This window comes from Sphingobium mellinum (assembly GCF_037860795.1).
GTDB lineage: Bacteria > Pseudomonadota > Alphaproteobacteria > Sphingomonadales > Sphingomonadaceae > Sphingobium > Sphingobium mellinum.
The window spans coordinates 593,093-614,807 of sequence record NZ_JBANRK010000001.1 but is presented as its reverse complement, the minus strand read 5'-3'; the positions used below and the strand labels follow the sequence as shown (position 1 = coordinate 614,807).

The following is a 21,715-nucleotide window of genomic DNA, read 5'->3' as shown; positions in this document are numbered from 1 at the left end:
AAGAGGTAAGAGCATGACAGAGGCCATCCGCACCACCTGCGCCTATTGCGGCGTCGGTTGCGGCATTTCGGCCATGCCGACCGGGCCCCGGTCGGTCACGATCAAGGGCGATGAAGCGCATCCGGCCAATGGCGGGCGCCTCTGTTCCAAGGGCACGCATCTGGGCGAAACGGTGGGGCTGCAAGGCCGCCTGCTGCACCCGATGATCGGCAACAAGCGCGCCAGCTGGGGCAAGGCGCTCGACCTGGTCGCGAAGAAATTTCGCGAAACGATCGATCGCCATGGTCCCGACAGCGTGGCTTTCTATGTCTCCGGTCAGCTGATGACCGAAGATTATTATGTCGCCAACAAGCTGATGAAGGGCTTCATCGGCTCGTCCAATATCGACACCAATTCGCGCCTCTGCATGTCGAGCGCGGTCGCCGGCCACAATCGGGCGTTCGGCGAGGATGTCGTGCCCGCCAGCTATGACGATCTGGAGGAAGCGGACCTCATCGTGCTGGTCGGTTCCAACACCGCCTGGTGCCATCCAATCGTCTATCAGCGCATCCAGGCCGCCCGCGCCGCGCGCGGAACCAAGCTGGTTGTCATCGATCCGCGCCGCACCGAAACTTGCGAAGGCGCCGACCTCCACCTGCCGGTGAAGCCTGGCACTGATGTCGCGCTGATGAACGGCCTGCTGGCCTGGTGTGACCAGGAAGGCATTACCGATCCCGAGTTCCTTGGCGATCATGTCAATGCGCCGGAAGGCTTTTGGGAGCATATCCGCACCGGCCACGATCTGTGGACGACGGCCAAGACCTGCGACATCGCGCCCGCGCTGCTGGAGCAGTTCTTCAAGCTGTTCGCCGCGACCCCGCGCACCGTCACGATGTTCAGCCAGGGCATTAATCAGTCGATCCGCGGCACCGATCAGGTGAACGCGATCATCAATGTTCACCTTGCGACTGGCCGCATCGGCAAGCCGGGCGCCGCGCCCTTCTCGATCACCGGCCAGCCCAATGCGATGGGCGGCCGCGAGGTTGGCGGCCTTGCCTCGACCCTCGCCAGCCATATGGACTTCGCGCCGGAAAATGTGGAGCGGGTCGGCCGCTTCTGGGCCGCGCCGAAGATGGCGGCCAAGCCCGGGCTCAAGGCCGTCGACCTGTTCCGCGCGATCAACGAAGGCAGGGTCAAGGCGTTGTGGGTCATGGCGACCAACCCCGCCGTGTCGCTGCCCGACGCCAATCGCGTCCGCGAGGCGCTGGAGTCCGTGCCCTTCCTCGTTGTGTCGGACATCATGGCCGACACCGACAGCAGCGTTCATGCCGACGTCCGCCTGCCTGCCGCCGGCTGGGGCGAGAAGGACGGAACCGTCACCAATTCGGACCGCACCATCAGCCGCCAGCGTCCCTTCATGGACCTGCCCGGCGAAGCCAAACCCGATTGGTGGATCATCACCGAAGTCGCCCGCCGCATGGGCTGGCGCAACGCCTTCGCCTATGATCGCCCGGCGGACATCTGGCGCGAACATGCGCGCCTCACCGCCTATCAGAATGACGGCCAGCGCTTGCTCAACCTGCGTGCCCATGCCACGATCGGCAACGATGCCTATGACGCGATGGAGCCGTTCCGCTGGGGTGGCGAGAAGCCCTATGCCGATGGCCGCTTCCAGACGCAGGATGGCAAGGCGCGGCTGGTGCTGACCCGGCAGATGGAGTTGCAGGACCCGCTCAAGCAGTGGCCGATGACGCTCAACACCGGCCGCTATCGCGACCAGTGGCACACCATGAGCCGTACCGGTCTGTCGCCCAAGCTCGCCCGTCACCGTGAGGAACCGCTGGTGGAAATCCACCCGCAGGACGCGGAGGCGCTGGGCATCGTCGATCACGATCTCGCCCGCGTGCAGACCGCGCAAGGCAACAGCATCTTCCGCGTGGCGCTCAGCGAAGGGCAGCGTCCTGGTGAAATATTCACGCCGATCCACTGGACCGACCAGATGTCGAGCGGCGGCCGCACCGGCCTGCTGCCCCGTCCGCTGGTCGATCCGCATTCGGGCCAGCCGGGGTTCAAGTCGACCCCGGCCAGCGTCGAGAAGGTCGCCATCGAATGGAAAGGCTTTCTGATCCTGCGCGGGGATCAGCCGGTGAAGTTGCCGTGCCTATGGTCGACGAAGATCGCGGTTCCGGGCGGCGCGCTCTATGAGATCGCGGGCAATGGCGATCCCGCGCGGCTCGACGCCTTGCTGCCGACGGGTGACCGGGTTGAAGCCATGGACGTGACTCGCGGCACGCGCCGCGTCGGGACCATCAGCGAAGGCAAGCTTTGCGGCGTCCTGTTCGTCACCCGCACCGGCCTCCTGCCCTCGCGCGACTGGCTGATCCGCCAGTTGGAAGTCGAGGGGGTCGGTGGCTCGGTTCTCGCCGCGCGCGGCCCGGGTAGCCAGCCTGACAAGGGGCCGACGATCTGCGTCTGCTTCGACATCGGCCTCGATCAGATCGTTGCCGCCATTCGCGATCAGAATCTGGTCGACGTGCCGGCGATCGGCAAGGCGATCGGCGCGGGCACCAATTGCGGATCCTGCCGTCCCGCGCTTGCCAACATCCTCGCCCACATCCCGCAGGAGACGCTCCATGCAGCAGAATGAGTTGATCGCGCCCGGCCAGGTCTGGCTGGTCGGCGCGGGACCCGGCGACCCGGACCTCCTGACCCGCAAGGCCGAAAAGCTGATCGCGGCGGCCGACATCGTTTTCCATGACGCGCTGGTGGGGCCGGGCGTGCTCGACCTGATCCCGCAGGGCGTCGAGCGGGTCAGCGTGGGCAAACGTTCCGGCCGCCACAGCAAGGCGCAAGGCAGCATCAACGACCTGTTGCTCGCCGCGGCGAAGGCGGGCAAACGCGTCGTCCGCCTCAAGGGCGGCGATCCATCCATATTCGGACGCTCGGCCGAGGAAATGGAGCATCTGGCGGCCGATGGCGTGTCCGTCAGCATCTGCCCGGGCATCACCACGGCGAGCGCGGCGGCGGCGAGCGGTAACGCGTCGCTCACCCTGCGCGGCAAGGCGCGCGGGGTGACATTGGTCACGGCGCATCTGAAGGCCGGCGAGCCGCTGAAGCTCGACTGGGAAGCGCTGGCGCGGCCGGGCGGCACGATCGGCATCTATATGGGGCGCGCTGCCGCTGCCGAAATCGGCCGGGAACTGATCGCCGCCGGGCGGGACCCGGAAACGCCGGTGATGGTCGCGGTCAACGTCTCGCTGCCGAGTGAACGGCTGATCCGGGGCAAGCTCTCTGCGCTCGCCTTTCTCGTGGCGGCGATCAGCGACGATGACCCGACGCTGCTGATGATCGGCGAGGCCGTGGCGGGCACCGCAATGCCCGTGCGCCACGCGGCTGACGCTTCGGTCGAGGCCTGATTATCGGTCGCGGCCGGGCATGGGCGGGCCGATCAGCTTGTCCAGATCCTCCGGCCGATTGATATTGGGCAGCAGGATGTCGGGCCGCTCCAGGATCCGCGCGTCGATCCGCCGCAGCCAGCCATGAATGGATCGCACATCATCCTCCGCCAGATGCGCGTCCAGTTCGGGAGCGAGTGAGGCCGGCCAGAACCCCGCCAGTGGCTGCCCCCCGAGCACCGCCGCGCCTTCGCCAACCAGCGCTTGCGGCAGGTGGTCAGGATAGGTCGGCATGTCGCATCCAGTCGTCAGCACCGCGTCATAGCCCTGGGAAAGCGCATGATGCAGCGCTGCGTTGAGGCCGCCCAGCGGGCCCAGGTCCGGGGCTGGCCGGTCCGGAAGGCTGGTCAGTCCCGCCACCTCCCGGCCGCAGATGACGATGGCGTCGACATGAGGGTCGAGCGAGGCGACCGCGTGATTCAGCAGCGTCCGCCCGTTGAGCATCGCCAGCGCCTTGTCGCTGCCGAAGCGGCTGGATCGTCCGCCCGCCAGCACCGCTCCCAGCAATCGCATGCATCGCCTCCTTGGCATGAGCCCCACTTTCCCTTATGGCGCGCCGGGTGAGCGGGCAACCGCTGACACAAGAAGATCGCGCCGGTGCCCGAATGGGCTGAAAAGGGAATGCGGTGCGGGCGAACTGTGTTCGCCCTATGCCGCGGCTGTCCCTGCAACTGTAAGCGGTGAGCGCGATGCACGGGGACCCATGCTTTCAAAAGGGGAAGCCATGGGGACCGGCCACTGGGCGACAATGCCCGGGAAGGCTTGTGCATGAGCGCTTTGACCCGTGAGCCAGGAGACCTGCCGGCGCATGGTCGCTCTTGCCTCGGACCCAGGGATCGGTCCGGGCACGGTGTTTTCCGTCTGAGCGACGCCAGCGGCGGGGGCCGCATCGGTGCGCGGGGCGGGGCGTTGGCGTCTCCCTTTCCAGCATGCCGACCGTTCGTTCGGAAGCCCCTGCCTGAAGTCGCGTGACGCTCAGGGAAGACATATAATGATGAAAACCGGAATTTCGCTGCTGGCGCTGCTCGCCGCCACGCCCGCGCTCGCGCAGGACAATGACGAAATCATCGTCACCGCGCTGGGCATCGAACAGCCACGAGACGAAGTCGGCCAGGCGGTGACCGTCATTGACGCAAAGACCATCGAAACGCGCCAGACGGTCAGCATCGCGGACCTGATTGCCACCACGCCGGGCGTCCGCTTCAACCGCGCCGACGCCGTGGGTGGCGTCACAGGCGTCTCGATCCGTGGTGCTGAAACGACGCAGACGCTGGTGCTGCTCGACGGCGTCAAGGTCAATGATCCCAGCGGCATCGGCGATCTTTATGATTTCGGCAATCTGCTGACCGGGAATATCCGTCGCGTGGAAATCCTGCGCGGCTCCAACTCGGTCGTTTACGGCAGCCAGGCGATCGGCGGCGTCGTCAATATCATGACCGGCCAGCCAAAGGAGGGCTTCGGTGGCAGCGCCTCGGTCGATTACGGCTACGCCGATACGCTGAATGCCAAGGCCGATGTGTCGGGCACCAGCGGCATCGCGTCCGGCGGCGCGGGCGTCGCCTATTTCCGCACTGACGGCATCTCCGCTGCCAAGGGTGGCACGGAAAAGGACGGTTATGAAAATATCGCCACCAACGCCAAGCTGAAGCTTGCCTTTACTGACAATCTCAGCCTCGACCTGCGCGGCTATTATATCCACGCCAATCTCGACACCGACATTTTCTTCGGCGCGCCTGCTGACACGACCGACCGAAGCAAGCTTGACCAATATGTCGGCTATGCGGGCCTCAATCTCGCGCTGTTCGACGGCAAGCTGACGCAGCGCGCCGCCGTCACCTGGTTCCGCAATGACCGCGATTATTTTTCCCCCTTTGGCGACTATGGCTATTCGGGCACCGACCTGCGATTCGAATATGAAGGCGTCTATCAGCCCATCGACGAGGCCAAGCTGATCTTCGGCTATGAGCATGAGCGGCCCGATTATGACTTCACCGGCTTCGGCTCGACGGAAAGCCATCGCGCGAACATCGATAGCGTCTATGCTCTGGCCGTCGTCAAGCCCCTGACGGGCCTGTCGCTCACCGGCGGTGTGCGCCATGACGACCATAGCCAATTTGGTGGCGCGACCACGCTGGGCGCCAACGCCAACTATACGCCCAATGAAGGCCAGACCAACTTTCGTGCCAGCTATGGCGAGGGCTTCAAGGCGCCGTCGCTCTATCAGCTTTATGACAGCTTCAGCGGCAATTCCACACTCGATCCCGAACGGTCGAAAAGCTACGACATCGGCATCGACCAGCGGCTCGACGGCAATCGCGCGATCATCTCGCTCACCGCATTCCGGCGCGACATTCGCGATCAAATCGACTTCGATTTCGGCACTTCGCGCTACTTCAACCTCGGCCGTACCCGGGCCAAGGGGGTCGAGGCGATGCTGACGCTGAAGCCGGTCGATGCGCTGACGGTCACTGCCGCCTACAGCTATATTGACGCGCGGAACCGCGACACCGGCGCCCGCCTGCCGCGTCGCCCCACCAATGCGGTCAGCGTTTCGGCCGACTATCGCTGGTCCTTCGGCCTGTCGACTGGCGCAACTATCACCATGGTGAGCGACAGCTTCAATAACGCGACGCTGACTCAGCGGCTCGACGGCTATGCGGTGCTCGGCATCCGCGCCTCCTTCCCGATCACGGAAAATCTGGAAATCTACGGCCGCGTCGACAATCTCACCGATGAGGAATACGCCACGGTCTATGGCTACAATACCTATGGCCGCTCGGCCTTTGGCGGCGTGCGTGTCCGCTTCTGATGAATGGCAAGAGGGGCGGGCGTGACGCCCGTTCCCTCACCGTTTCGGCGCAGCGTTGACCTGCGCCAGGATGGAGCGTGCAGCCTCGACATAGGCGGGGCCGCCGCACACGGTCCAGGCCTGCGGTACGCGGATGCGCGGGATCGCGCGCAGGATGGGGTGGTGCAGCATTTCCGTGCCCTGGTCGACGACGGCTTCGGTCCCGGTCTCGACGATCAGAAAGTCGGGATGCGCCGCGATCATCTGCTCCAGCGGAACTTGCGCCAGCGCGGGTTTGCCGAGCCTTGCCGCAAGGTTGGTGAGTCCCGCGCGGCGGATGAGTTCATCGACCAGCGTGCCCGTCCCGGTCATGTAGCCGCGTCGCTGATAATAGGCTGCGACGCCGCCGCGCCGGGGGCCGGGCAGGGCGGCGAGGTCGCGCTCCATGGCAGCGATCAGCGCCTCGCCTCGGTCGACATGGCCGACCGCCGCCGCCACCTGCCGGATTTGCGCCTTGATCGCGGTGAAGCTGTCGGCGCTCGCAAGACGCAGGGTGCGCCACTGCCCCGGCGGCGCGCCGACCACGTTGTCCGCACCGGCCGGAAAGCCGATCAGCAGGTCGGGCCGGATGGCGAGCACCTCTTCGGCCGGGCGGCGCAAGGTGCGAAAGCGCCGCGCCTTTCTGATCGCCGCCGACAGTTCCGGATCATGCCCATAGGGGCTGAGCGCCGCGATCTGCGACGGATCGGCGAGCGCCAGCACATATTGGTCCGCGCAGGTGTTGAGCGACACGATACGCCGTGGCGGGACGGGGGACGCGGCGGTCAGGCCGAGCGCGCACAGGGCCGCGATGATTTTGGCGCTTCCTATTGTCTCGCTCCCGCATGCACCCCTTACGGCAAGCGCTCTATCAGCCGGGGCGGGCGAGGCAAGCCGTGACCGTTCGCCGCCATCCATTGCTGATGCCGGCGCTCATCGCGCTGATCGTCCTCGCCGCGCTGGGGTCGCTCACTCTGGGCGCCGTTCCCCTGTCGCCCTCCCGCATCCTCGCGGTCCTGACCGGAGGCGGCGATGAGGTTGCGCGCGCCATCCTGATCGACCTGCGGATGCCGCGCATGTTGCTGGGCCTGCTGGTGGGCGCGATGCTGGGCGTCGCTGGCGCGGCCTTGCAAGGCTATCTGCGCAATCCGCTTGCGGAACCATCGGTGCTGGGCGCGTCCAATGCCGCCGCGCTGGGCGCGGTCTGCGCGCTCTATTTCGGCCTCGCCCAAATCCATCCGCTCATCCTGCCCGTGCTGGCCATCCTGGCGAGCCTGGTCGCGATCGGCGCGCTGTTCCTGCTGGCGGGGCCGTCCGAAAGCCCGCTCACCCTTATCCTCGCGGGCATCGCGGTCGCCACGCTGGCAGGAGCGGGGATCAGCCTGTCGCTCAACCTGTCGCCCAATCCCTTCGCAGCGATGGAGATTATGAGCTGGCTGATGGGGAGCCTCGAAAATCGCAGCTATGCCCATGTCTGGATGGCACTGCCCTGCATCGTCCTGGGCGCCGCGCTGCTGATCGCCGACGGGCGCACGCTCGATGCGCTGACACTGGGTGAAGAAGGCGCGCAGGCGCTCGGCGTCGACCTCGGCAGGGCGCGCCTGCGGATGATGCTGGGCGTCGCCATTGGCGTCGGTGGAGCCGTGGCGGTGTCGGGGGCGATCGGTTTCGTGGGCCTTATCGTACCACATATCGTCCGGCCGCTGACGGACCGCTCGCCCTCTGCGATCCTGCTTCCCTCGCTGCTCGGCGGGGCGGCGCTGCTGACGCTGGCGGACATTGGCGTGCGGCTGATCCCGACGAGCAGCGAATTGAAGCTGGGCGTGCTCACCGCCATGCTGGGCGTGCCTGTCTTCCTCATCCATCTGATGCGGGAGCGACGGCTATGGTGACGATCGCGGCGGAGCGGCTATCCGTGCGCCTTGGCCGTCATCTGGCGGTCGAGGATGTCAGTGTTGCGCTGGCGCCGGGCCAGCTGGTCGGCATTATCGGACCCAATGGCGCCGGCAAGTCGACGCTCATCCGCGCGCTGCTCGGATTGGTCATGCGCGCTGCCGGCACCGTCACGATCGACGGCGCGCCGATCGACCGTTTGTCCCGGCGAGAAATGGCCCGAAAGCTTGCCTATCTGCCGCAGGGGCAGACGCTGCACTGGCCGTTGCTGGTGGAGCGTCTGGTTGCGCTCGGACGGATGCCGCATATGGGCCCGCTCTCCCGGATGTCCGCCACGGATGAAGCAGCCGTCGATGCCGCGCTGACGCGGGCGGACGCGCGGCACCTCAAGGGCCGGGTCGCCACGGAATTGTCCGGCGGCGAGCGTGCCCGCGTGATGCTGGCGCGCGCGCTGGCCGTGGAAGCGCGTGCGCTGGTTGCGGACGAGCCGTTGGCGGCGCTTGATCCGGGACACCAGATCGACGTCATGGACCTGCTGAAAGCCGAGGCGGCCGGCGGATCGCTGGTCGTGACCGTGCTGCACGACCTGGGGATGGCGGCGCGCTATTGCGACCGCCTGCTGCTGATGGACCGGGGAAGGCTGGTGGCTGATGGAGCACCAATGGCGGTCCTGACCGAAGAGAGGCTGGCCGAAGTCTATGGCATTTCGGCCTGTATCGATCCCCGTGGCGACTGGCCGCTGGTCCTGCCTACCGGGCGGGTGAAGGCACGATAACGCCGATGTGCTCTGGCGGACGCAGGAGCATGACCTGTCCCACGGGCGTCGATTACTCGGTAAATGCCTTGGGCGCCGCCGCCACGACCGTATAGCTTCCCGGCCCGACCTCCGACACTTCCAGCGCCCGTTCAGCCACGCCATTGTGGCCGAAGCGGAATGCACCGTCTATGCCGGAGAAGCCGCCCGGATCGCGCAGCCGCGCCGCCGGGAAGGTCGTCCCCGGCTTCCAGTCGCGCGCGATTCGCACGGTCAGCAGCACCGCGTCATAGCCGAGCGCCGACAGGCGGAAGGGCGAAGAGCCGTAGCGCGCCCGATATTTGCTGGCGAGTTGGCGATAGAGGCCGTCCGACACGCTGGCGAACCAGGCACCGCGCAGCACCGGGCTCGATGCCAGGGCATTGTCGGTGTTCCACAACTCGGTTCCCAGCAGCCTTGCCTTGGCCCCGCCATTCTTCCGCACGATTGGCGCCAGTTCCAGCGCCACGCGGCCGCTGTCCGCGATCAGCAGGGCGTCATAGCTGGACGACGCCTCCAACTTCCTGACCGCCGCGGTCATGGAGGCTGACGATCGGTCGAAGGTCTGCATCGACACGACCGTACCGCCGCTGCTCTCCACCGCGCGCAGCAGGGCGGTGCCGGAACGCTCGCCATAGACCCCCTTGGGCACCAGTCCGGCGAATTTCGACAGGCCCTTGTCCCGCGCGAACTGGACGACGCGGTCGATCGACTGGTTCGGGTTATAGCCCATGATGTAGACGCCATTGCCTGCGACGCTCACATCGTTGGAAAAGCTGATGACCGGCACATTGGCGCGGGCGGCGATCGGCCCGATGATGCGCGCGTCCTCGGCCAGCAAGGGACCAAGGATCAGGCGATTGCCCTCCGCCAGCGCCTTGTTGACCGCAGCGGCGGCGCCCATTCCGGTATCGTAGGTGGTGATACGGACCCTGTCGGCTTTCGTATCCATCAGCGCCAGCGTCGTGGCATTGGCGATCGACTGTCCCACGCCGGCGTTGGGCCCGCTCATCGGAACGAGCAGCGCCACGCGATGGCGCTGCGCGTCGGTGGGCAGGCCCTGCGTCATGTCGGGGCCGGATGGCGCAGGCTCGGCCGGGCCGGCGGGGCCGGCACCGCGCGGGACCACCGACTGGCAGGCGGCGAGCGCAAGGGCCGTGGCGGCGAAGGCGATGCGCGCGCCGCGCTTGATGGCCGCGAACAAGTCCGCTTGCCGGAGGGCATCCGTCTCTGTCATCTGGCGTCCTTATGGAAACACAATCTTCTGGGCTTGAGCCTGGGCTTTACATCGTCGCGGGGCCGATCGGCAACCTTGGAGACCTTAGCCCGCGCGCGGCGCATGTCCTGCGGGCAGCCGATGTCATCGCCGTGGAAGATACACGGGTCAGCGCACGTCTGTTGCGGCACGCCGGGTCGGACCGGCCGATGGTCGCCTATCACGACCATAGTGCCGAGAGCGTTCGCGCCCGCCTGATCGAGCGGATGGCGAGCGAATCGGTCGCGCTTTTGTCGGACGCGGGAACGCCGCTGATTTCCGATCCGGGATATAAGCTGGTGCGCGACGCGCGGGCTGCCGGGCGGAATATCACCACGCTGCCCGGGCCCAGCGCGGTGATCGCGGCGCTGACGCTTTCTGGCCTCCCGACCGACCGTTTCCTGTTCATGGGATTTCTGTCCGCCAAGCAGAAGGCGCGGGCTGACTCGCTTGCCGAGGTCGCCAGCCTGCGCGCCACGCTGGTCTTCTACGAGAGCGGCCAGCGCCTGTCGGACAGCCTCGCCGCGATGGCGCAGGGGCTGGGCGACCGCGACGCTGCCGTCAGCCGCGAGATCAGCAAGGCGTTCGAGGAAACGCAGACCGGCACCCTGTCCGAATTGTCTGCCCGCTATGCCGATGCGCCGCCCAAGGGCGAGATCGTCGTCATCGTCGGCCCGCCCGGAGAACCGCCGGCAGCCAGCGCCGAGGATGCCGATGCCGCGCTTGTCGAGGCCATGGAGCGGCTGCCCGTCTCCAAGGCGGCGGGCGAAGTCGCAAAGAGGCTCGGGCTCGATCGCCGCGCCCTTTACGCGCGCGCGATGGAGCTCAAGGGGTGAAGCGGCAGCTTGCCGAAAAGCGGGGGCGGCAGGCCGAGCGGCTGGCGGGGTGGTGGCTGCGCCTCAAGGGCTGGCAGATCGTCGGCCGCCGCCTGCGGACCCCGGCGGGGGAGATCGACCTGGTGGCGCGGCGAGGCAAGATGCTGGCCTTTGTCGAGGTGAAGGCCCGCGCGACCGGCGCTGATCTCGACCTGGCGATAGACGAACGACGCCTGTCGCGAGTCGCCGCGGCGGCCGAAATGCTCTTCTACGATATGGCGCTGCCGGGTGATGACATGCGGATCGATGTGATCCTCCTTGCACCGGGCCGTCCGCCACGCCATCTGGCGAACGTCTGGCATGGGGGGTGACGGCTCCTCATCCCGTTCGGGTTCGAAGCGAACGGATATACTTGATGGAAGGCCTTCTATGACCAAACTCAACCCCCTGACCGTCGCCGTGCAGATGGACCCGATGGAGGGCATCAACATCAAGGGCGATTCCACTTTCCACATCATGCTGGCCGCGCAGGCAAGGGGGCATCGGCTCTATCATTATCTTGCCCCGGACCTCACCTATCGGGACGGCCGGGTCCTGGCCAGGGCGCGGTCCGTCAAGGTGCAGAAGGTCGACGGCGACCATTTCGCCTTTGGGCCGGAAGAGACGCTGGACCTCGGCCGGGACGTCGATGTGGTGCTGATGCGGCAGGACCCGCCCTTTGACCTGAGCTATATCACCGCGACCCATCTGCTGGAGCGGGTTCAGTCCGAAACGCTGGTCGTGAACGACCCCGCCGCTGTCCGCAACGCGCCCGAAAAGCTGTTCGTGCTCGATTATGCGCGCTTCATGCCGCCGACCATGATTACGCGCGACCTCGCCGAGGTGCGGTCGTTCCTGGCCGAACATGGCGAGATCGTGGTGAAGCCGCTTTATGGCAATGCCGGCAACGCGGTCTTCCATGTCGGGCGATCCGGCGCGAACCTGTCGGCGCTGGTGGAACTATTCAAATCCTCATGGGTCGAGCCGTTCATGGCGCAGGCTTTCATTCCCGGTGTAGCCCAGGGCGACAAGCGAATCGTGCTGGTCGACGGCGAGATTGCGGGCGCGATCAACCGTATTCCAGGCGCCGGCGAAATTCGATCCAACCTTGCCGTGGGCGGATCGGCCGCGAAGACCGAACTGACCGACCGGGAACTGGAAATCTGCGCGGCCATGGGCCCGGAACTCAAGCGGCGCGGGCTGCTGTTCGTCGGGATCGACGTGATCGGCGGCGAATGGCTGACAGAGATCAACGTCACATCCCCCACCGGCATCGTGTCGATCGACGCCTTCAACGGAACGGATACAGGCGGCATGATCTGGGACGCCATAGACGCGCGGCTGGCTGCCAGGGCTGCGGGTTGAAACCCTCGCCCGATGTTCAGCGGCAGTTCGCTGTCATGCCCAAGACCGTGCCGATCGTGGCGGATTCCAGCTTTCGGCAGGGTGAAGGATATTGACCGACTGGGTCCTGCACCTGATCGACGCGGGCGGTTACTGGGGTATTTTCGCGCTCATGGTGCTGGAAAATGTCTTCCCGCCCATTCCGTCCGAACTTATCATGGGCATTGGCGGCATCCGCGTCGGACAAGGCCGGATGGCGATGGAATGGCTGCTGCTTGCCGGCACGCTTGGTACGACCGTCGGTAATTATTTCTGGTATCTCGTTGGACATGTGCTCGGTTTCGGACGGCTGAAGCCGCTGGTCGACCGCTATGGCCGCTGGGCGACGCTGGAGTGGAAGGATATCGAAGCGCTTGATCGCCTGTTCGGCAAATATGGCCAGATCGTCGTCTTCGTCTTCCGCTTCCTGCCCGCCTTCCGCACGATGATCTCCCTGCCGGCGGGCCTGTTTCGCATGGGGCATCTGAAGTTCCTCGCCTGGACGGCGGCTGGTGCCCTGATCTGGAACATCATCCTGGCCTATGCGGGCTACCTCCTTGGGCAGAATTTTCGCGACATCGACAGATATGTGGGGCCGGTTGCCACCGCTTTCGTGGTGGGGGCGGTGGCGCTCTATCTCTGGCGCCTGGCTACCTGGAAGCCCAGGGGCTGAAACCGCCGCTAAGCGCGCGGATGGGCGTTGCGATAGACATCGAGCAGGTGGGCTGCATCCACCTCGGTATAGATCTGGGTTGATGACAGGCTCGCATGGCCCAGCAGTTCCTGCAGCGACCGCAGGTCTGCGCCGCGCCCCAGCAGATGGGTGGCGAAGCTGTGCCGCAGCGCATGGGGCGTGGTCCTGTCCGACAGGCCAAGCCGCCCACGCGCGCCCTGCACCGCGCGGCGGATCAGCGCTGGTGACAGCGGGCCACCCCGTGCACCCCGGAACAGGGGATCGTCCCGCCCTGCCGGAAAGGGACAGGCGGCGACATAGGTCTCCATCGCCTGCCTCACTTGCGGCAGCAGCGGGACGATCCGCGTCTTGCCGCGCTTGCCGGTCACTCGAAGCGTTTCGCCCAGCGGCAGGATGTCGCCCTTGAGGCCCATCGCCTCGCCAATCCGCAGCCCCGCGCCATAGAGCAGCAGCAGCACCGCCCAGTCGCGCGCGCCGATCCAGCTTTCGCGCGCCGTTTCGGCGATGTCTTCCGCCAGAGCGACGATATCGTCCGGCGCCACGGGGCGGGGCAGGCCGCGTTTCACCCTGGGGCCCTTGAGCAGGGGAACGCGGCCATCCTCGCCGCCCGCAAATTTCAGGAAGCCGCGCACTCCCGACAATTCCCGCGCGGCCGAGATATTGCCGATACCATCCATGCGCCGCACCGTCAGAAACGCGCGCAGGTCCGCCTGGTCGACATCGGCGAGCGTCGCTGCCGTCACCGCTTCGCCCCGATGCTGCTCCAGGAAGGCGATCAGCCGTTCGGCCGTGGCGATATAGGCACGCACCGTGTGCACCGATCGCCGCCGGTCCAGCGCAAGATGACGGCGCCATTGTTCGACGAGAGGATGGGACGCGGTCATTGCCCGATCATAGGCGCGCGCGGCGCGGAACTGAACAGCCGCTGTGCGGGCCTTGAAAAACGCGCACAAATGGGCACATGAGGCGCATGGCTTCGCCCCCCGACACCGCAGTCATGCCCACCGGCATGCTCAAGCAGATTTCGCCGCTGATCGGCCGCGTGCTGGCGCCCAACCCCTCGGCTTTCACCTATACCGGCACGCAGACCTATCTGGTGGGCACCAGCGATCTTGCCGTGATCGATCCCGGCCCGCTGGACGATGGGCATCTGGAAGCCTTGATCGAGGCGATCGGCAATCGGCCCGTGCGCGCCATACTGTGCACCCACACCCATCGCGATCACAGCCCGGCGGCCCGGCCGCTGGCGGATCGGACCGGGGCGCCGGTCATCGGCTGCGCGCCGCTGACACTGGATGACGACGGACCGCGCGCGGATGCCGCCTTTGACGCTTTCTACCAGCCCGATCGCATCCTGGGCGACGGCGAGCGGGTGGCGGGGGAGGATTGGACGCTCGAAGCCGTGGCCACGCCAGGCCACACGTCCAACCACCTGTGTTTCGCGCTGATCGAGGAAGGCGCGCTGTTCACGGGCGACCATGTCATGGGCTGGTCCACCAGCGTCATTTCTCCGCCCGACGGCGACATGGCGGATTATATGCGGTCGATGCAGCGCCTGCTCGATCGGGACGACCGCATCTATTATCCCGCCCATGGCGATGCGGTGGACAATCCGCGGCGGCTGGTGCGCGGCATGATGGGCCATCGCAAACAGCGTGAGGGGCAGATCATGCGCTTCCTTGAGCGCAACGGCGCCTCGCAGATACCGGACATGGTGGCGGAGATGTATAAGGGCGTCGACCCGCGTCTCCATCCGGCGGCGGGGCGGTCGGTGCTGGCGCATCTGGTCGATCTCGATGGCAGGGGCCTTGCGGCTGCGATTGGCGACGGGCGCTGGCAGCTGCGCTAGCGCCTATGATGGATCAACAGATGCTGGCCAATCTGCGGCAGGCCCGCTAGGGGCGCGGCACAAGGCCCGTGAGGAGTAGGTACATGAACGCCACCACCGCAATCCCGCAGGGTATCGACCTGCGCGCGGAGATCGACCGGCTGCGCAAGGAGCGCAACGCCGTTATCCTCGGCCATTATTACCAAAAGCCCGAAATCCAGGACCTGTCGGATTTCGTGGGCGATTCCCTGGAACTTTCGCGCAAGGCGGCGGAAACCGATGCGGAAGTCATCGCCTTTTGCGGCGTCCGCTTCATGGCGGAAACGGCCAAGATCCTGAGCCCTGAAAAGATCGTCGTGCTGCCGGACATGGACGCGGGCTGTAGCCTGGAGGACAGCTGTCCTCCCACGCAGTTCAAGGCGTTCCGGGAGGCCCATCCGGACCATATTGCGCTCAGCTACATCAATTGCTCGGCCGAGGTGAAGGCGCTGTCTGACATCATCGTCACCAGTTCGTCCGCCGAAAAAATACTGGCGCAGATCCCGAAGGATCAGAAGATCATCTTCGGGCCCGACAAACATCTGGGGGGCTATCTCAGCCGCAAGCTCGGCCGCGAAATGCTGCTCTGGCCCGGTGTCTGCATCGTCCACGAAGCCTTCAGCGAGACCGAGTTGCTCAAGCTCAAGGCGCAGCATCCCGATGCGCCCGTCGCGGCGCACCCGGAATGTCCGCCATTCATCATAGACCATGCCGATTATGTTGGGTCCACCAGCGGCATCCTGGCCTTTTCCAAGACGATGCCCGGCGACACGCTGATCGTCGCCACAGAACCGCATATCATCCACCAGATGCAGAAGGCGGTCCCGGAAAAGACCTTCATCGGCGCGCCCGGAGCGGACGGCAACTGCAACTGCAATATCTGCCCCTATATGGCGCTCAATACGATGGAAAAGCTTTACCTTGCGCTCCGCGACCTGCGGCCGCGCATCGAAATGGACGAGCAACTGCGCCTTGCTGCCAAGAAGAGCCTCGACCGAATGCTCGAAATGGCGAGCAACACGGTCGGCCAGGGCGATTTGGGCGCCCGATGACCTTCGCTCTTTCGGGTTTCGACCTTGACGCCTTCGTCGCCTCGACCCTTGCCGAGGATCTCGGTCCCGGCGGGCGGGATGTCACCAGCGAGGCCGTGATCCCGGCCGACGCGGTGTTCGACGGGGTGATGGACAGCCGCGACGCGGTCACGCTCGCCGGCCTGCCCATCGCTGCCGCCTTCTTTCGCGCGCTTGACCCGGATGTCGAAATCGAACTGCTGAAGCAGGATGGCGATCGCGTTGCGGCCGGCACCGACATCATGCGCATCCGGGGAAGGGCTCGGGCGATGCTGACCGCCGAGCGGTCGGCGCTGAACACTGTGCAGCACCTGACCGGCGTCGCGACGATGACTCGGGCCTATGTCGACGCGATCCTGGGCACGGGCGCGATCCTGCTCGATACCCGCAAGACGATTCCCGGCCTTCGCGTGCTGGAAAAATATGCGACCCGGATGGGCGGCGCGACCAACCATCGCATGGGCCTGTGGGATGCGGCGATGATCAAGGACAATCATGTCGCCGTTGCCGGATCGGTCGAGGAAGCGGTTCGCCGTGCCGCCGCCGCCGGTATTGAACGCATCATCGTCGAGGTCGATCGCGTCGACCAGATCGAACCCGCGCTCGCCGCCGGAGCCACGCACCTGCTGCTCGACAATATGGACGCACCGACGCTGCGCGGCGCTGTGACGCTCGTCGGTGGGCGCGTGCCGACCGAAGCGTCGGGCGGCGTTACGCTCCAGTCGATACGCGGCAAGGCGGAAACCGGCGTCACCTATATCAGCGTCGGCCGCCTGACCCAGTCCGCGCCCGCCGCCGACATCGGCCTGGATTTCGCCTTTGCCTAGCCAGGCCGTTCGGTCGAAGATCTAACGTCGATCGTCGCGGTCGAGGGATGATGCCGATCGAGATGTCGGCGAATGATTCGCAGATTTTTCGTATTGGACTTGAACAGGAAGTCGAACACGTCGCCGGCGAAGGGGATGGCGCCGATCAGCGTGTCGACGCCGACATTGGCGGCCATGCGCGCCAGCTGCCATTTGGGCATGCCCAGGTTCCGGGCTTCCCATATGATCCAACCGCCCATCGCTGCGGTAGCAAGGTCGCCTACCACCGGAATCAGCCCGACCAGGCTGTCGAGGCCGACGCGACGCTTCGTGCCGGGAATGACGAACAGCCCTTCCAGCACCGCTTCCATCGCCTCAATGCGCCGCCGTACCGACAGGGGGTCGCGCCCGAAGCCGGGCAGATCGCCAACCAGCCGGTCGAACTGATCCTGCGAAAAGGCCATGCTTTCAATCCTCCTGGCACCCTAGGTGGGTCGGCGGAACAGATGGTTCAATGGGTGACGTGCCCGGGGGGAGGGGAGGAAGCCGGTCAGCCGTCGCGAGACGAGCGACCAACGGATCGGGGCGCCCAGCGCGATATAGCCGTTATGCGCCTGCATCAGGTTCGCGGCCTCGGCTACCCGCGCCAGGCGCTCGGCAAGGGTGGTGGACAGACTGGCCCCCTGCAGCTGTGCCTCGGCCAGGTCGGAGCAATGGACTTTCCGGGCGCAGCCGATTCGTCCCAGATACCACAGCGCGCTGTCATAGGCGGCAACCTCATCCACCAGCCGCAGGTCGGCATTCTCCTTCAGCGCCACCCGCTGGACCTGAAGCCCGATCAGCCCGAGGTCATGACGCAAAAGGCCGAACAGCATCGTTGCGCCCGGTCCTTCGGGGAGCGCCACGCGCAGGGCAGGCGGATCGCCATGTTCGCTGCGCCAGCGCGTGATCACGGCCGCCGCTTGCGCCCATCGATCCTCCTGCGACAGGTCCGCCCAGTCGGGCCGGGCGGGGGGTACGGGCAAGTCCATCTGCGTGGGCAGAATCTGTTCGGTGATGGCCCAGCCACCCAGCGGGAACAGCGTGGGCAGCTGGCTGCGATCGACCGCCATGTTGATCGCGCGGCGCACCCCGTCATCATTCAGCAGCGGACCATCGCCAGTCACGGCCAAACCCAACAACCCCTGTGCGGGGTCGATGCGAACCGCGTCCCTGTCGATCCCGGCGGGTAGCAGCAGCGGCAGATCGGCGAAGCGGCCGCCCAGCACCATGGCGGCCTTCCCCTCCCGAAAGCGGATGATCGCCAGCGCCGCGCGTTCAGCCCGCAGGATCCGCTTTTGCGAGGCTGGAGGGGATCGCTCCTCGCCCTCATCCGTCACGCTGCTCACCGGGGTCAGCGCCAGCCCCTTTCCCCAGCGGGTCCGCCGATAGGGTCCGGTGCCGCCGGCCCTTGAAAGAAGTCCCATCTGCGGCTGGGCAAGCAGTTGCAGCAGATAGGGCCGTGGCGCCGACAGCCGGATTTCAATAACCTCCCCGGTCATGGGCACGACTTTTTCGACCGCTTGCAGCGGGCCATCGGGGTCGACCTGCCGCAGCGACTCGATGCGCGCCGTCAGCAACCGCGCGATGTCACCGGCTGTCACCTTGTCGCCGTCAGGCCAGGTCGCGCGGCGCAGGCGAAAAATATAGCTGCGCCCGTCATCCTCCACGATCCAGCGCTGGGCGAGCGCGGGCAGGATTTCGCCGCTGGCGTCGAACGCGACCAGTCCCTGGGCCGTGGCTTCCATGATCAGCTTTGCCCCCGGATCGGGCAGGCGATCAAGCGGATCGGTGAAATCGGCGGCGCTGCCGATCACGCTGACGGTCACGGGCCCTCCGGCATCCTGCGAGCAGCCTGACAGAATTGCCGCGCCCAGCAGGACCGGACCGAAGATCATGCGTGGGAACGAAAAGGTCATGCGTGGGCGTAGCTTAGGCTGGATCAGCTTGCAGCTCAACCAGCGAAGGTCGCTCGCCGACCTCAGGCCGCGGGCGCGCATGTGGGCGAAAGGGTTTGCCGCCGACCTGTCCCATCGCGGCACAAGAGGTTGTTAACCATGGCTTTGCATTGGCCCGGCGGTCGCGGGCCTCTATGTCTTTCGATATGCGCATCCTGACAACCACGCTCCTTGTCTCCGCCGCAGTGGGCGCTACCGCGCTCGCGCAGGTCGTGCCGACACCCTTCACCGTGGTGGAGACCGGGCGCAGCTATGCCATGCTCAAGGACGCGGTGGCGGCCATTGGCAACGGGCGCGGAACGGTGCTGATCGCGCCGGGCAGCTATGCCCAGTGCGCGGTGCAGGAAGCGGGCGATGTCACTTTCCGCGCCCGGACACCCGGCAGCGTCACGCTGAACGGCATGCCCTGCGAGGGGAAGGCAGCGCTGGTGCTGCGCGGTCGATCGGCCAGCGTGGGTGGCATCATCTTCCAGAACCTGCGCGTGCCGGACGGGAACGGTGCGGGGATCAGGCTGGAAAGCGGCAACCTGACCGTAACCAACAGCCTTTTCCGCAACAGCGAGGAAGGTATTTTGAGCGGGGACTCGCCTGGCGGCACCGTCATCATCGATAAATCGACCTTTCGCCATCTGGGGCGCTGCGACCGCGATCTTGCTTGCGCGCACGGCATCTATATCGGCCGCTATGGCAGCCTGAAGGTCACGCGATCGCGCTTCGACCAGGGTGACGGCGGCCATTATCTGAAAACCCGCACGCCGCGCGTCGCCATCACCGACAACAGTTTCGACGACAGCGGCGGCAAGCTGACCAATTATATGATCGACCTTTCCAACGGCGCGAGCGGAGAGATCAGCCGCAACGAGATGGTGCAGGGGCGCGACAAGGACAATTACAGCGCCTTCATCACGGTCGCTGCGGAGGGGCGCGAACATGACAGCGCCGGGCTGACGATCACGCATAATCGTGCATCCTTCGTACCGGGCCTCCAGCGCGGCAGCAGTTTCGTCGCGAACTTCACCAACGATGCCGTCAGGATCGACGGCAACCAGTTGGCGAGCGGCATCAAGGTCAGCGACCGGCGCTGACCGCCGCTGTTGCATGGGGCCGTCGATAGCCCGATAATGGCGCCATGCGCACCACCTATGGCTCGGCGACCGTTCGCCTTTATTTTCTGAGCGACGGCCAGGACGGCGGCGCGGCGACGACGCTCTTCTACGGTCCGCTCGATGAAGCGCTGCGCCTTGCGGCCCAGCAGCCGGACGATGTGCAGGACGGGCTCTTCCTCGCCACTGACAATGATGTTGTGGCCTATCTCGACCTGATCGACCAGTGAAAGGGGGCGCCCGGCAGGGACGCCCTTTGTCCCGATCAGCCGTCGGCGAATCCGAACGGCGCGTAGCCACGGCGAAAATCTTCCGGCAGCAAATCACGTCCGATCGGCGGCACCGACCGGGCCATGCACTGGCTGCGGTGGCACAGGCGGCAGGTCACGCCGATCGGCGTCGGTTCGGGTGGCGGGACGCCCTGCGTGTAAATCAGCCGAGGGGCATGTTCGGCCGCGCAAGCGAGCGCTATGGCGCGTTCGACACGGCGCGCGCCCCAACCGCCGCCGCCCGCCGTCACGGTCCGTGCGATCGAAAAGAAGCGCTGGCCATCAGGCAATTCCAGCCATTGCGTGAGAACCTCGCGCGGCCGCTCGAAGGCATGATGGACTGACCAGAGCGGGCAGGAGCCGCCATGCCGCGCAAAGGGGAAGCCGGCGCCGTCCAGCCGCTTGCTGACATTGCCGGCCTGGTCGATCCGCAGGAAGAAGAAGGGCACGCGCTCCTGCCCCGGCTTCTGCAGGGTGGTGAGGCGATGGGCGGTCTGTTCGAAGCTGGTGCCGAACTGCCGTGCCAGCGCCTCGACATCATAGCGGCGCGCCTCGGCCGCCTTGGCAAAGGCGCCATAGGGCATCAGGATTGCGGCCGCGCCATAGCTCGCGAGAGCGCGCCGCGCCAGTCGTCGGCTGCCTTCACTGGCGAAATGCCCGTCCTTCATTATCAGGTCGAAGTCGTTCCGTAGCTCCAGATAGGCGATCTGTAGCGCCAGTTGGAAATCGGTGCTGGCACGGTCCAGCGTGTCGTCGATGAGGACGGCTTCGCGATGGCGGTCAAATCGCCGCATTGATCCGGCCATCACGTCCGCGGGCAGCCGCCGCACGCGCAGCCCGTGCTTCGCCTTCAGCCACTCGTCAAGGCCGCCGGCCTGACGCGCCTCATCCGCCAGACGTTCGCCGGCATCGTCGAGCAGCGGGAAGCTGTTGCGGCGGGCAGCCAGAAAGCGGCGCGATTCGGCGACGGGATCGGGCGCTTCCAAGGTCGTGTCGCCGCGTTCGACCCCGCGGTCGGCGAGCGCCATCTGCTCTTCGCGATACGCCGTGTGCAGCCGCAGCAACGCTTCGGTGATGCCGGGATAGTTCATGGCGACGTCTTGCGTGGCAAGGGCCGGCAGGTCGATGTCGGCGAACATCGGGTCCTTCAGCACGGCCTGGAGTCGCGCTGTCTGTTCAGCGCCGCCATCGCCGGCCAATTCGCTCATGTCCATGCGGTAGGTACGGGCCAGGCGCAGCAGCATGTCGGCGGTCAGCGGCCGCTGGTTGCGTTCGATCAGCGCGACATAGGAGGCCGAGATTTCCAGGTCCGCAGCCATGTCCGCCTGGGTCAGTCCCAATTCGCGCCTCAGCCTCCGCAGGCGCGGGCCCATATAGACTGGTCGATCCTTGGCCATGCCGGCAAGCTCCTGTGCAGTTCCTTACAACTGTACATGGATTTTCTGTAAAGATCGACAACTGAACCGCAGG

21 protein-coding genes and 1 riboswitch are annotated in these 21,715 nt (G+C 66.0%); of the genes, 14 read left to right on the top strand and 7 right to left on the bottom strand.

Features of this window, described 5'->3' with window-relative positions:
• The first annotated feature begins 13 nt into the window (after positions 1 to 13).
• Both AAC640_RS03125 and cobA read left to right on the top strand, forming a co-directional pair.
• Positions 14 to 2,626 (top strand): molybdopterin-dependent oxidoreductase, encoded by a 2,613-nt coding sequence (locus tag AAC640_RS03125; RefSeq protein ID WP_340264610.1) that lies wholly within the window; start codon positions 14 to 16, stop codon positions 2,624 to 2,626.
• A complete protein-coding gene (cobA, locus tag AAC640_RS03120) occupies positions 2,613 to 3,395 on the top strand; it encodes a uroporphyrinogen-III C-methyltransferase (RefSeq protein ID WP_340264609.1) in 783 nt (260 codons plus the stop codon). Before AAC640_RS03125 ends, cobA begins: the two co-directional genes overlap by 14 nt.
• Here cobA and mobA read toward each other — a convergent pair whose 3' ends face one another.
• On the bottom strand, positions 3,396 to 3,947 hold the full coding sequence (gene mobA, locus AAC640_RS03115; RefSeq protein ID WP_340264608.1) for a molybdenum cofactor guanylyltransferase: 552 nt from the start codon (positions 3,945 to 3,947) through the stop codon (positions 3,396 to 3,398).
• Positions 3,948 to 4,012: 65 nt separating this feature from the next.
• Positions 4,013 to 4,254: riboswitch (cobalamin riboswitch) on the top strand.
• A gap of 171 nt (positions 4,255 to 4,425) precedes the next feature.
• Between mobA and AAC640_RS03110 the strand changes: the two genes are divergently transcribed.
• Positions 4,426 to 6,243: a TonB-dependent receptor plug domain-containing protein gene (locus tag AAC640_RS03110; protein ID WP_340264607.1), complete on the top strand. Its 1,818-nt coding sequence runs from the start codon at positions 4,426 to 4,428 to the stop codon at positions 6,241 to 6,243.
• A 36-nt stretch (positions 6,244 to 6,279) separates the two neighbouring features.
• On the opposite strand, the gene AAC640_RS03105 is transcribed toward AAC640_RS03110, so the two are convergent.
• Positions 6,280 to 7,014 carry an ABC transporter substrate-binding protein gene (locus AAC640_RS03105; protein ID WP_340264606.1) on the bottom strand — a complete coding sequence of 245 codons (735 nt, stop codon included), beginning with the start codon at positions 7,012 to 7,014 and terminating at the stop codon, positions 6,280 to 6,282.
• A 143-nt stretch (positions 7,015 to 7,157) separates the two neighbouring features.
• On the opposite strand from AAC640_RS03105, the gene AAC640_RS03100 reads away from it, so the two are divergent.
• Together AAC640_RS03100 and AAC640_RS03095 are read left to right on the top strand one after the other, a co-directional pair.
• Positions 7,158 to 8,153 carry a FecCD family ABC transporter permease gene (locus AAC640_RS03100; RefSeq protein WP_340264605.1) on the top strand — a complete coding sequence of 332 codons (996 nt, stop codon included), beginning with the start codon at positions 7,158 to 7,160 and terminating at the stop codon, positions 8,151 to 8,153.
• Positions 8,147 to 8,929, top strand: coding sequence for an ABC transporter ATP-binding protein (locus AAC640_RS03095; RefSeq protein ID WP_340264604.1), 783 nt, complete (start codon positions 8,147 to 8,149; stop codon positions 8,927 to 8,929). The genes AAC640_RS03100 and AAC640_RS03095 overlap by 7 nt, the downstream gene beginning before the upstream one ends.
• Before the next feature lie 52 nt (positions 8,930 to 8,981).
• Here the strand turns inward: AAC640_RS03095 and AAC640_RS03090 are convergent, their stop codons facing one another.
• Positions 8,982 to 10,184 carry a penicillin-binding protein activator gene (locus AAC640_RS03090; protein WP_340264603.1) on the bottom strand — a complete coding sequence of 401 codons (1,203 nt, stop codon included), beginning with the start codon at positions 10,182 to 10,184 and terminating at the stop codon, positions 8,982 to 8,984.
• An 11-nt stretch (positions 10,185 to 10,195) separates the two neighbouring features.
• Here AAC640_RS03090 and rsmI point away from each other — a divergent pair, with 11 nt between their 5' ends.
• From rsmI to AAC640_RS03070, 4 genes are all read left to right on the top strand, one after another.
• On the top strand, positions 10,196 to 11,038 hold the full coding sequence (rsmI, locus tag AAC640_RS03085) for a 16S rRNA (cytidine(1402)-2'-O)-methyltransferase (RefSeq protein WP_340264602.1): 843 nt from the start codon (positions 10,196 to 10,198) through the stop codon (positions 11,036 to 11,038).
• Complete coding sequence (locus tag AAC640_RS03080) at positions 11,035 to 11,388, top strand: YraN family protein (RefSeq protein WP_340264601.1); 354 nt, start codon at positions 11,035 to 11,037, stop codon at positions 11,386 to 11,388. The genes rsmI and AAC640_RS03080 overlap by 4 nt, the downstream gene beginning before the upstream one ends.
• Before the next feature lie 58 nt (positions 11,389 to 11,446).
• The gene (gene gshB, locus AAC640_RS03075; RefSeq protein WP_340264600.1) at positions 11,447 to 12,421 is read left to right on the top strand and encodes a glutathione synthase; all 975 of its coding nucleotides are present in this window, start codon (positions 11,447 to 11,449) and stop codon (positions 12,419 to 12,421) included.
• Positions 12,422 to 12,512: 91 nt separating this feature from the next.
• A complete protein-coding gene (locus AAC640_RS03070) occupies positions 12,513 to 13,112 on the top strand; it encodes a DedA family protein (RefSeq protein WP_340264599.1) in 600 nt (199 codons plus the stop codon).
• Positions 13,113 to 13,120: 8 nt separating this feature from the next.
• Here AAC640_RS03070 and AAC640_RS03065 read toward each other — a convergent pair whose 3' ends face one another.
• Entirely contained in the window at positions 13,121 to 14,017 is an 897-nt protein-coding gene (locus AAC640_RS03065) for a tyrosine recombinase XerC (RefSeq protein ID WP_340264598.1), read from the bottom strand.
• Positions 14,018 to 14,103: 86 nt separating this feature from the next.
• Between AAC640_RS03065 and AAC640_RS03060 the strand changes: the two genes are divergently transcribed.
• From AAC640_RS03060 to nadC, 3 genes are all read left to right on the top strand, one after another.
• A complete protein-coding gene (locus AAC640_RS03060; RefSeq protein WP_340264597.1) occupies positions 14,104 to 14,982 on the top strand; it encodes an MBL fold metallo-hydrolase in 879 nt (292 codons plus the stop codon).
• A gap of 83 nt (positions 14,983 to 15,065) precedes the next feature.
• Positions 15,066 to 16,052, top strand: coding sequence for a quinolinate synthase NadA (nadA, locus tag AAC640_RS03055; RefSeq protein WP_340264596.1), 987 nt, complete (start codon positions 15,066 to 15,068; stop codon positions 16,050 to 16,052).
• Positions 16,049 to 16,897 (top strand): carboxylating nicotinate-nucleotide diphosphorylase, encoded by an 849-nt coding sequence (gene nadC / locus AAC640_RS03050; protein ID WP_340264595.1) that lies wholly within the window; start codon positions 16,049 to 16,051, stop codon positions 16,895 to 16,897. The genes nadA and nadC overlap by 4 nt, the downstream gene beginning before the upstream one ends.
• Here the strand turns inward: nadC and AAC640_RS03045 are convergent.
• A complete protein-coding gene (locus tag AAC640_RS03045) occupies positions 16,894 to 17,340 on the bottom strand; it encodes a DUF4112 domain-containing protein (RefSeq protein WP_340264594.1) in 447 nt (148 codons plus the stop codon). The genes nadC and AAC640_RS03045 overlap by 4 nt on opposite strands.
• Before the next feature lie 21 nt (positions 17,341 to 17,361).
• Positions 17,362 to 18,834, bottom strand: coding sequence for an ABC transporter substrate-binding protein (locus AAC640_RS03040; protein WP_340264593.1), 1,473 nt, complete (start codon positions 18,832 to 18,834; stop codon positions 17,362 to 17,364).
• Between the two features lie 185 nt (positions 18,835 to 19,019).
• On the opposite strand from AAC640_RS03040, the gene AAC640_RS03035 reads away from it, so the two are divergent.
• Together AAC640_RS03035 and AAC640_RS03030 are read left to right on the top strand one after the other, a co-directional pair.
• A complete protein-coding gene (locus AAC640_RS03035) occupies positions 19,020 to 19,958 on the top strand; it encodes a right-handed parallel beta-helix repeat-containing protein (protein WP_340264592.1) in 939 nt (312 codons plus the stop codon).
• 44 nt (positions 19,959 to 20,002) lie between these two features.
• The gene (locus AAC640_RS03030; RefSeq protein ID WP_340264591.1) at positions 20,003 to 20,206 is read left to right on the top strand and encodes a hypothetical protein; all 204 of its coding nucleotides are present in this window, start codon (positions 20,003 to 20,005) and stop codon (positions 20,204 to 20,206) included.
• A gap of 35 nt (positions 20,207 to 20,241) precedes the next feature.
• Here AAC640_RS03030 and AAC640_RS03025 read toward each other — a convergent pair whose 3' ends face one another.
• Positions 20,242 to 21,642: a helix-turn-helix domain-containing protein gene (locus AAC640_RS03025; RefSeq protein ID WP_340264590.1), complete on the bottom strand. Its 1,401-nt coding sequence runs from the start codon at positions 21,640 to 21,642 to the stop codon at positions 20,242 to 20,244.
• Between the last annotated feature and the right edge of the window lie 73 nt (positions 21,643 to 21,715).

Bases quoted from the DNA above. Each gene is read 5' to 3' on its own strand.
- AAC640_RS03025 (WP_340264590.1), bottom strand. From the start codon at position 21,642: ATGGCCAAGGATCGACCAGTCTATATGGGCCCGCGCCTGCGGAGGCTG.
- mobA (WP_340264608.1), bottom strand. From the start codon at position 3,947: ATGCGATTGCTGGGAGCGGTGCTGGCGGGCGGACGATCCAGCCGCTTC.
- AAC640_RS03095 (WP_340264604.1), top strand. From the start codon at position 8,147: ATGGTGACGATCGCGGCGGAGCGGCTATCCGTGCGCCTTGGCCGTCAT.
- nadA (WP_340264596.1), top strand. From the start codon at position 15,066: ATGAACGCCACCACCGCAATCCCGCAGGGTATCGACCTGCGCGCGGAG.
- AAC640_RS03060 (WP_340264597.1), top strand. From the start codon at position 14,104: ATGGCTTCGCCCCCCGACACCGCAGTCATGCCCACCGGCATGCTCAAG.
- nadC (WP_340264595.1), top strand. From the start codon at position 16,049: ATGACCTTCGCTCTTTCGGGTTTCGACCTTGACGCCTTCGTCGCCTCG.
- AAC640_RS03090 (WP_340264603.1), bottom strand. From the start codon at position 10,184: ATGACAGAGACGGATGCCCTCCGGCAAGCGGACTTGTTCGCGGCCATC.
- AAC640_RS03065 (WP_340264598.1), bottom strand. From the start codon at position 14,017: ATGACCGCGTCCCATCCTCTCGTCGAACAATGGCGCCGTCATCTTGCG.
- rsmI (WP_340264602.1), top strand. From the start codon at position 10,196: ATGGAAACACAATCTTCTGGGCTTGAGCCTGGGCTTTACATCGTCGCG.
- AAC640_RS03035 (WP_340264592.1), top strand. From the start codon at position 19,020: ATGCGCATCCTGACAACCACGCTCCTTGTCTCCGCCGCAGTGGGCGCT.
- AAC640_RS03045 (WP_340264594.1), bottom strand. From the start codon at position 17,340: ATGGCCTTTTCGCAGGATCAGTTCGACCGGCTGGTTGGCGATCTGCCC.
- gshB (WP_340264600.1), top strand. From the start codon at position 11,447: ATGACCAAACTCAACCCCCTGACCGTCGCCGTGCAGATGGACCCGATG.
- AAC640_RS03030 (WP_340264591.1), top strand. From the start codon at position 20,003: ATGCGCACCACCTATGGCTCGGCGACCGTTCGCCTTTATTTTCTGAGC.
- AAC640_RS03040 (WP_340264593.1), bottom strand. From the start codon at position 18,834: ATGACCTTTTCGTTCCCACGCATGATCTTCGGTCCGGTCCTGCTGGGC.
- cobA (WP_340264609.1), top strand. From the start codon at position 2,613: ATGCAGCAGAATGAGTTGATCGCGCCCGGCCAGGTCTGGCTGGTCGGC.
- AAC640_RS03110 (WP_340264607.1), top strand. From the start codon at position 4,426: ATGATGAAAACCGGAATTTCGCTGCTGGCGCTGCTCGCCGCCACGCCC.
- AAC640_RS03125 (WP_340264610.1), top strand. From the start codon at position 14: ATGACAGAGGCCATCCGCACCACCTGCGCCTATTGCGGCGTCGGTTGC.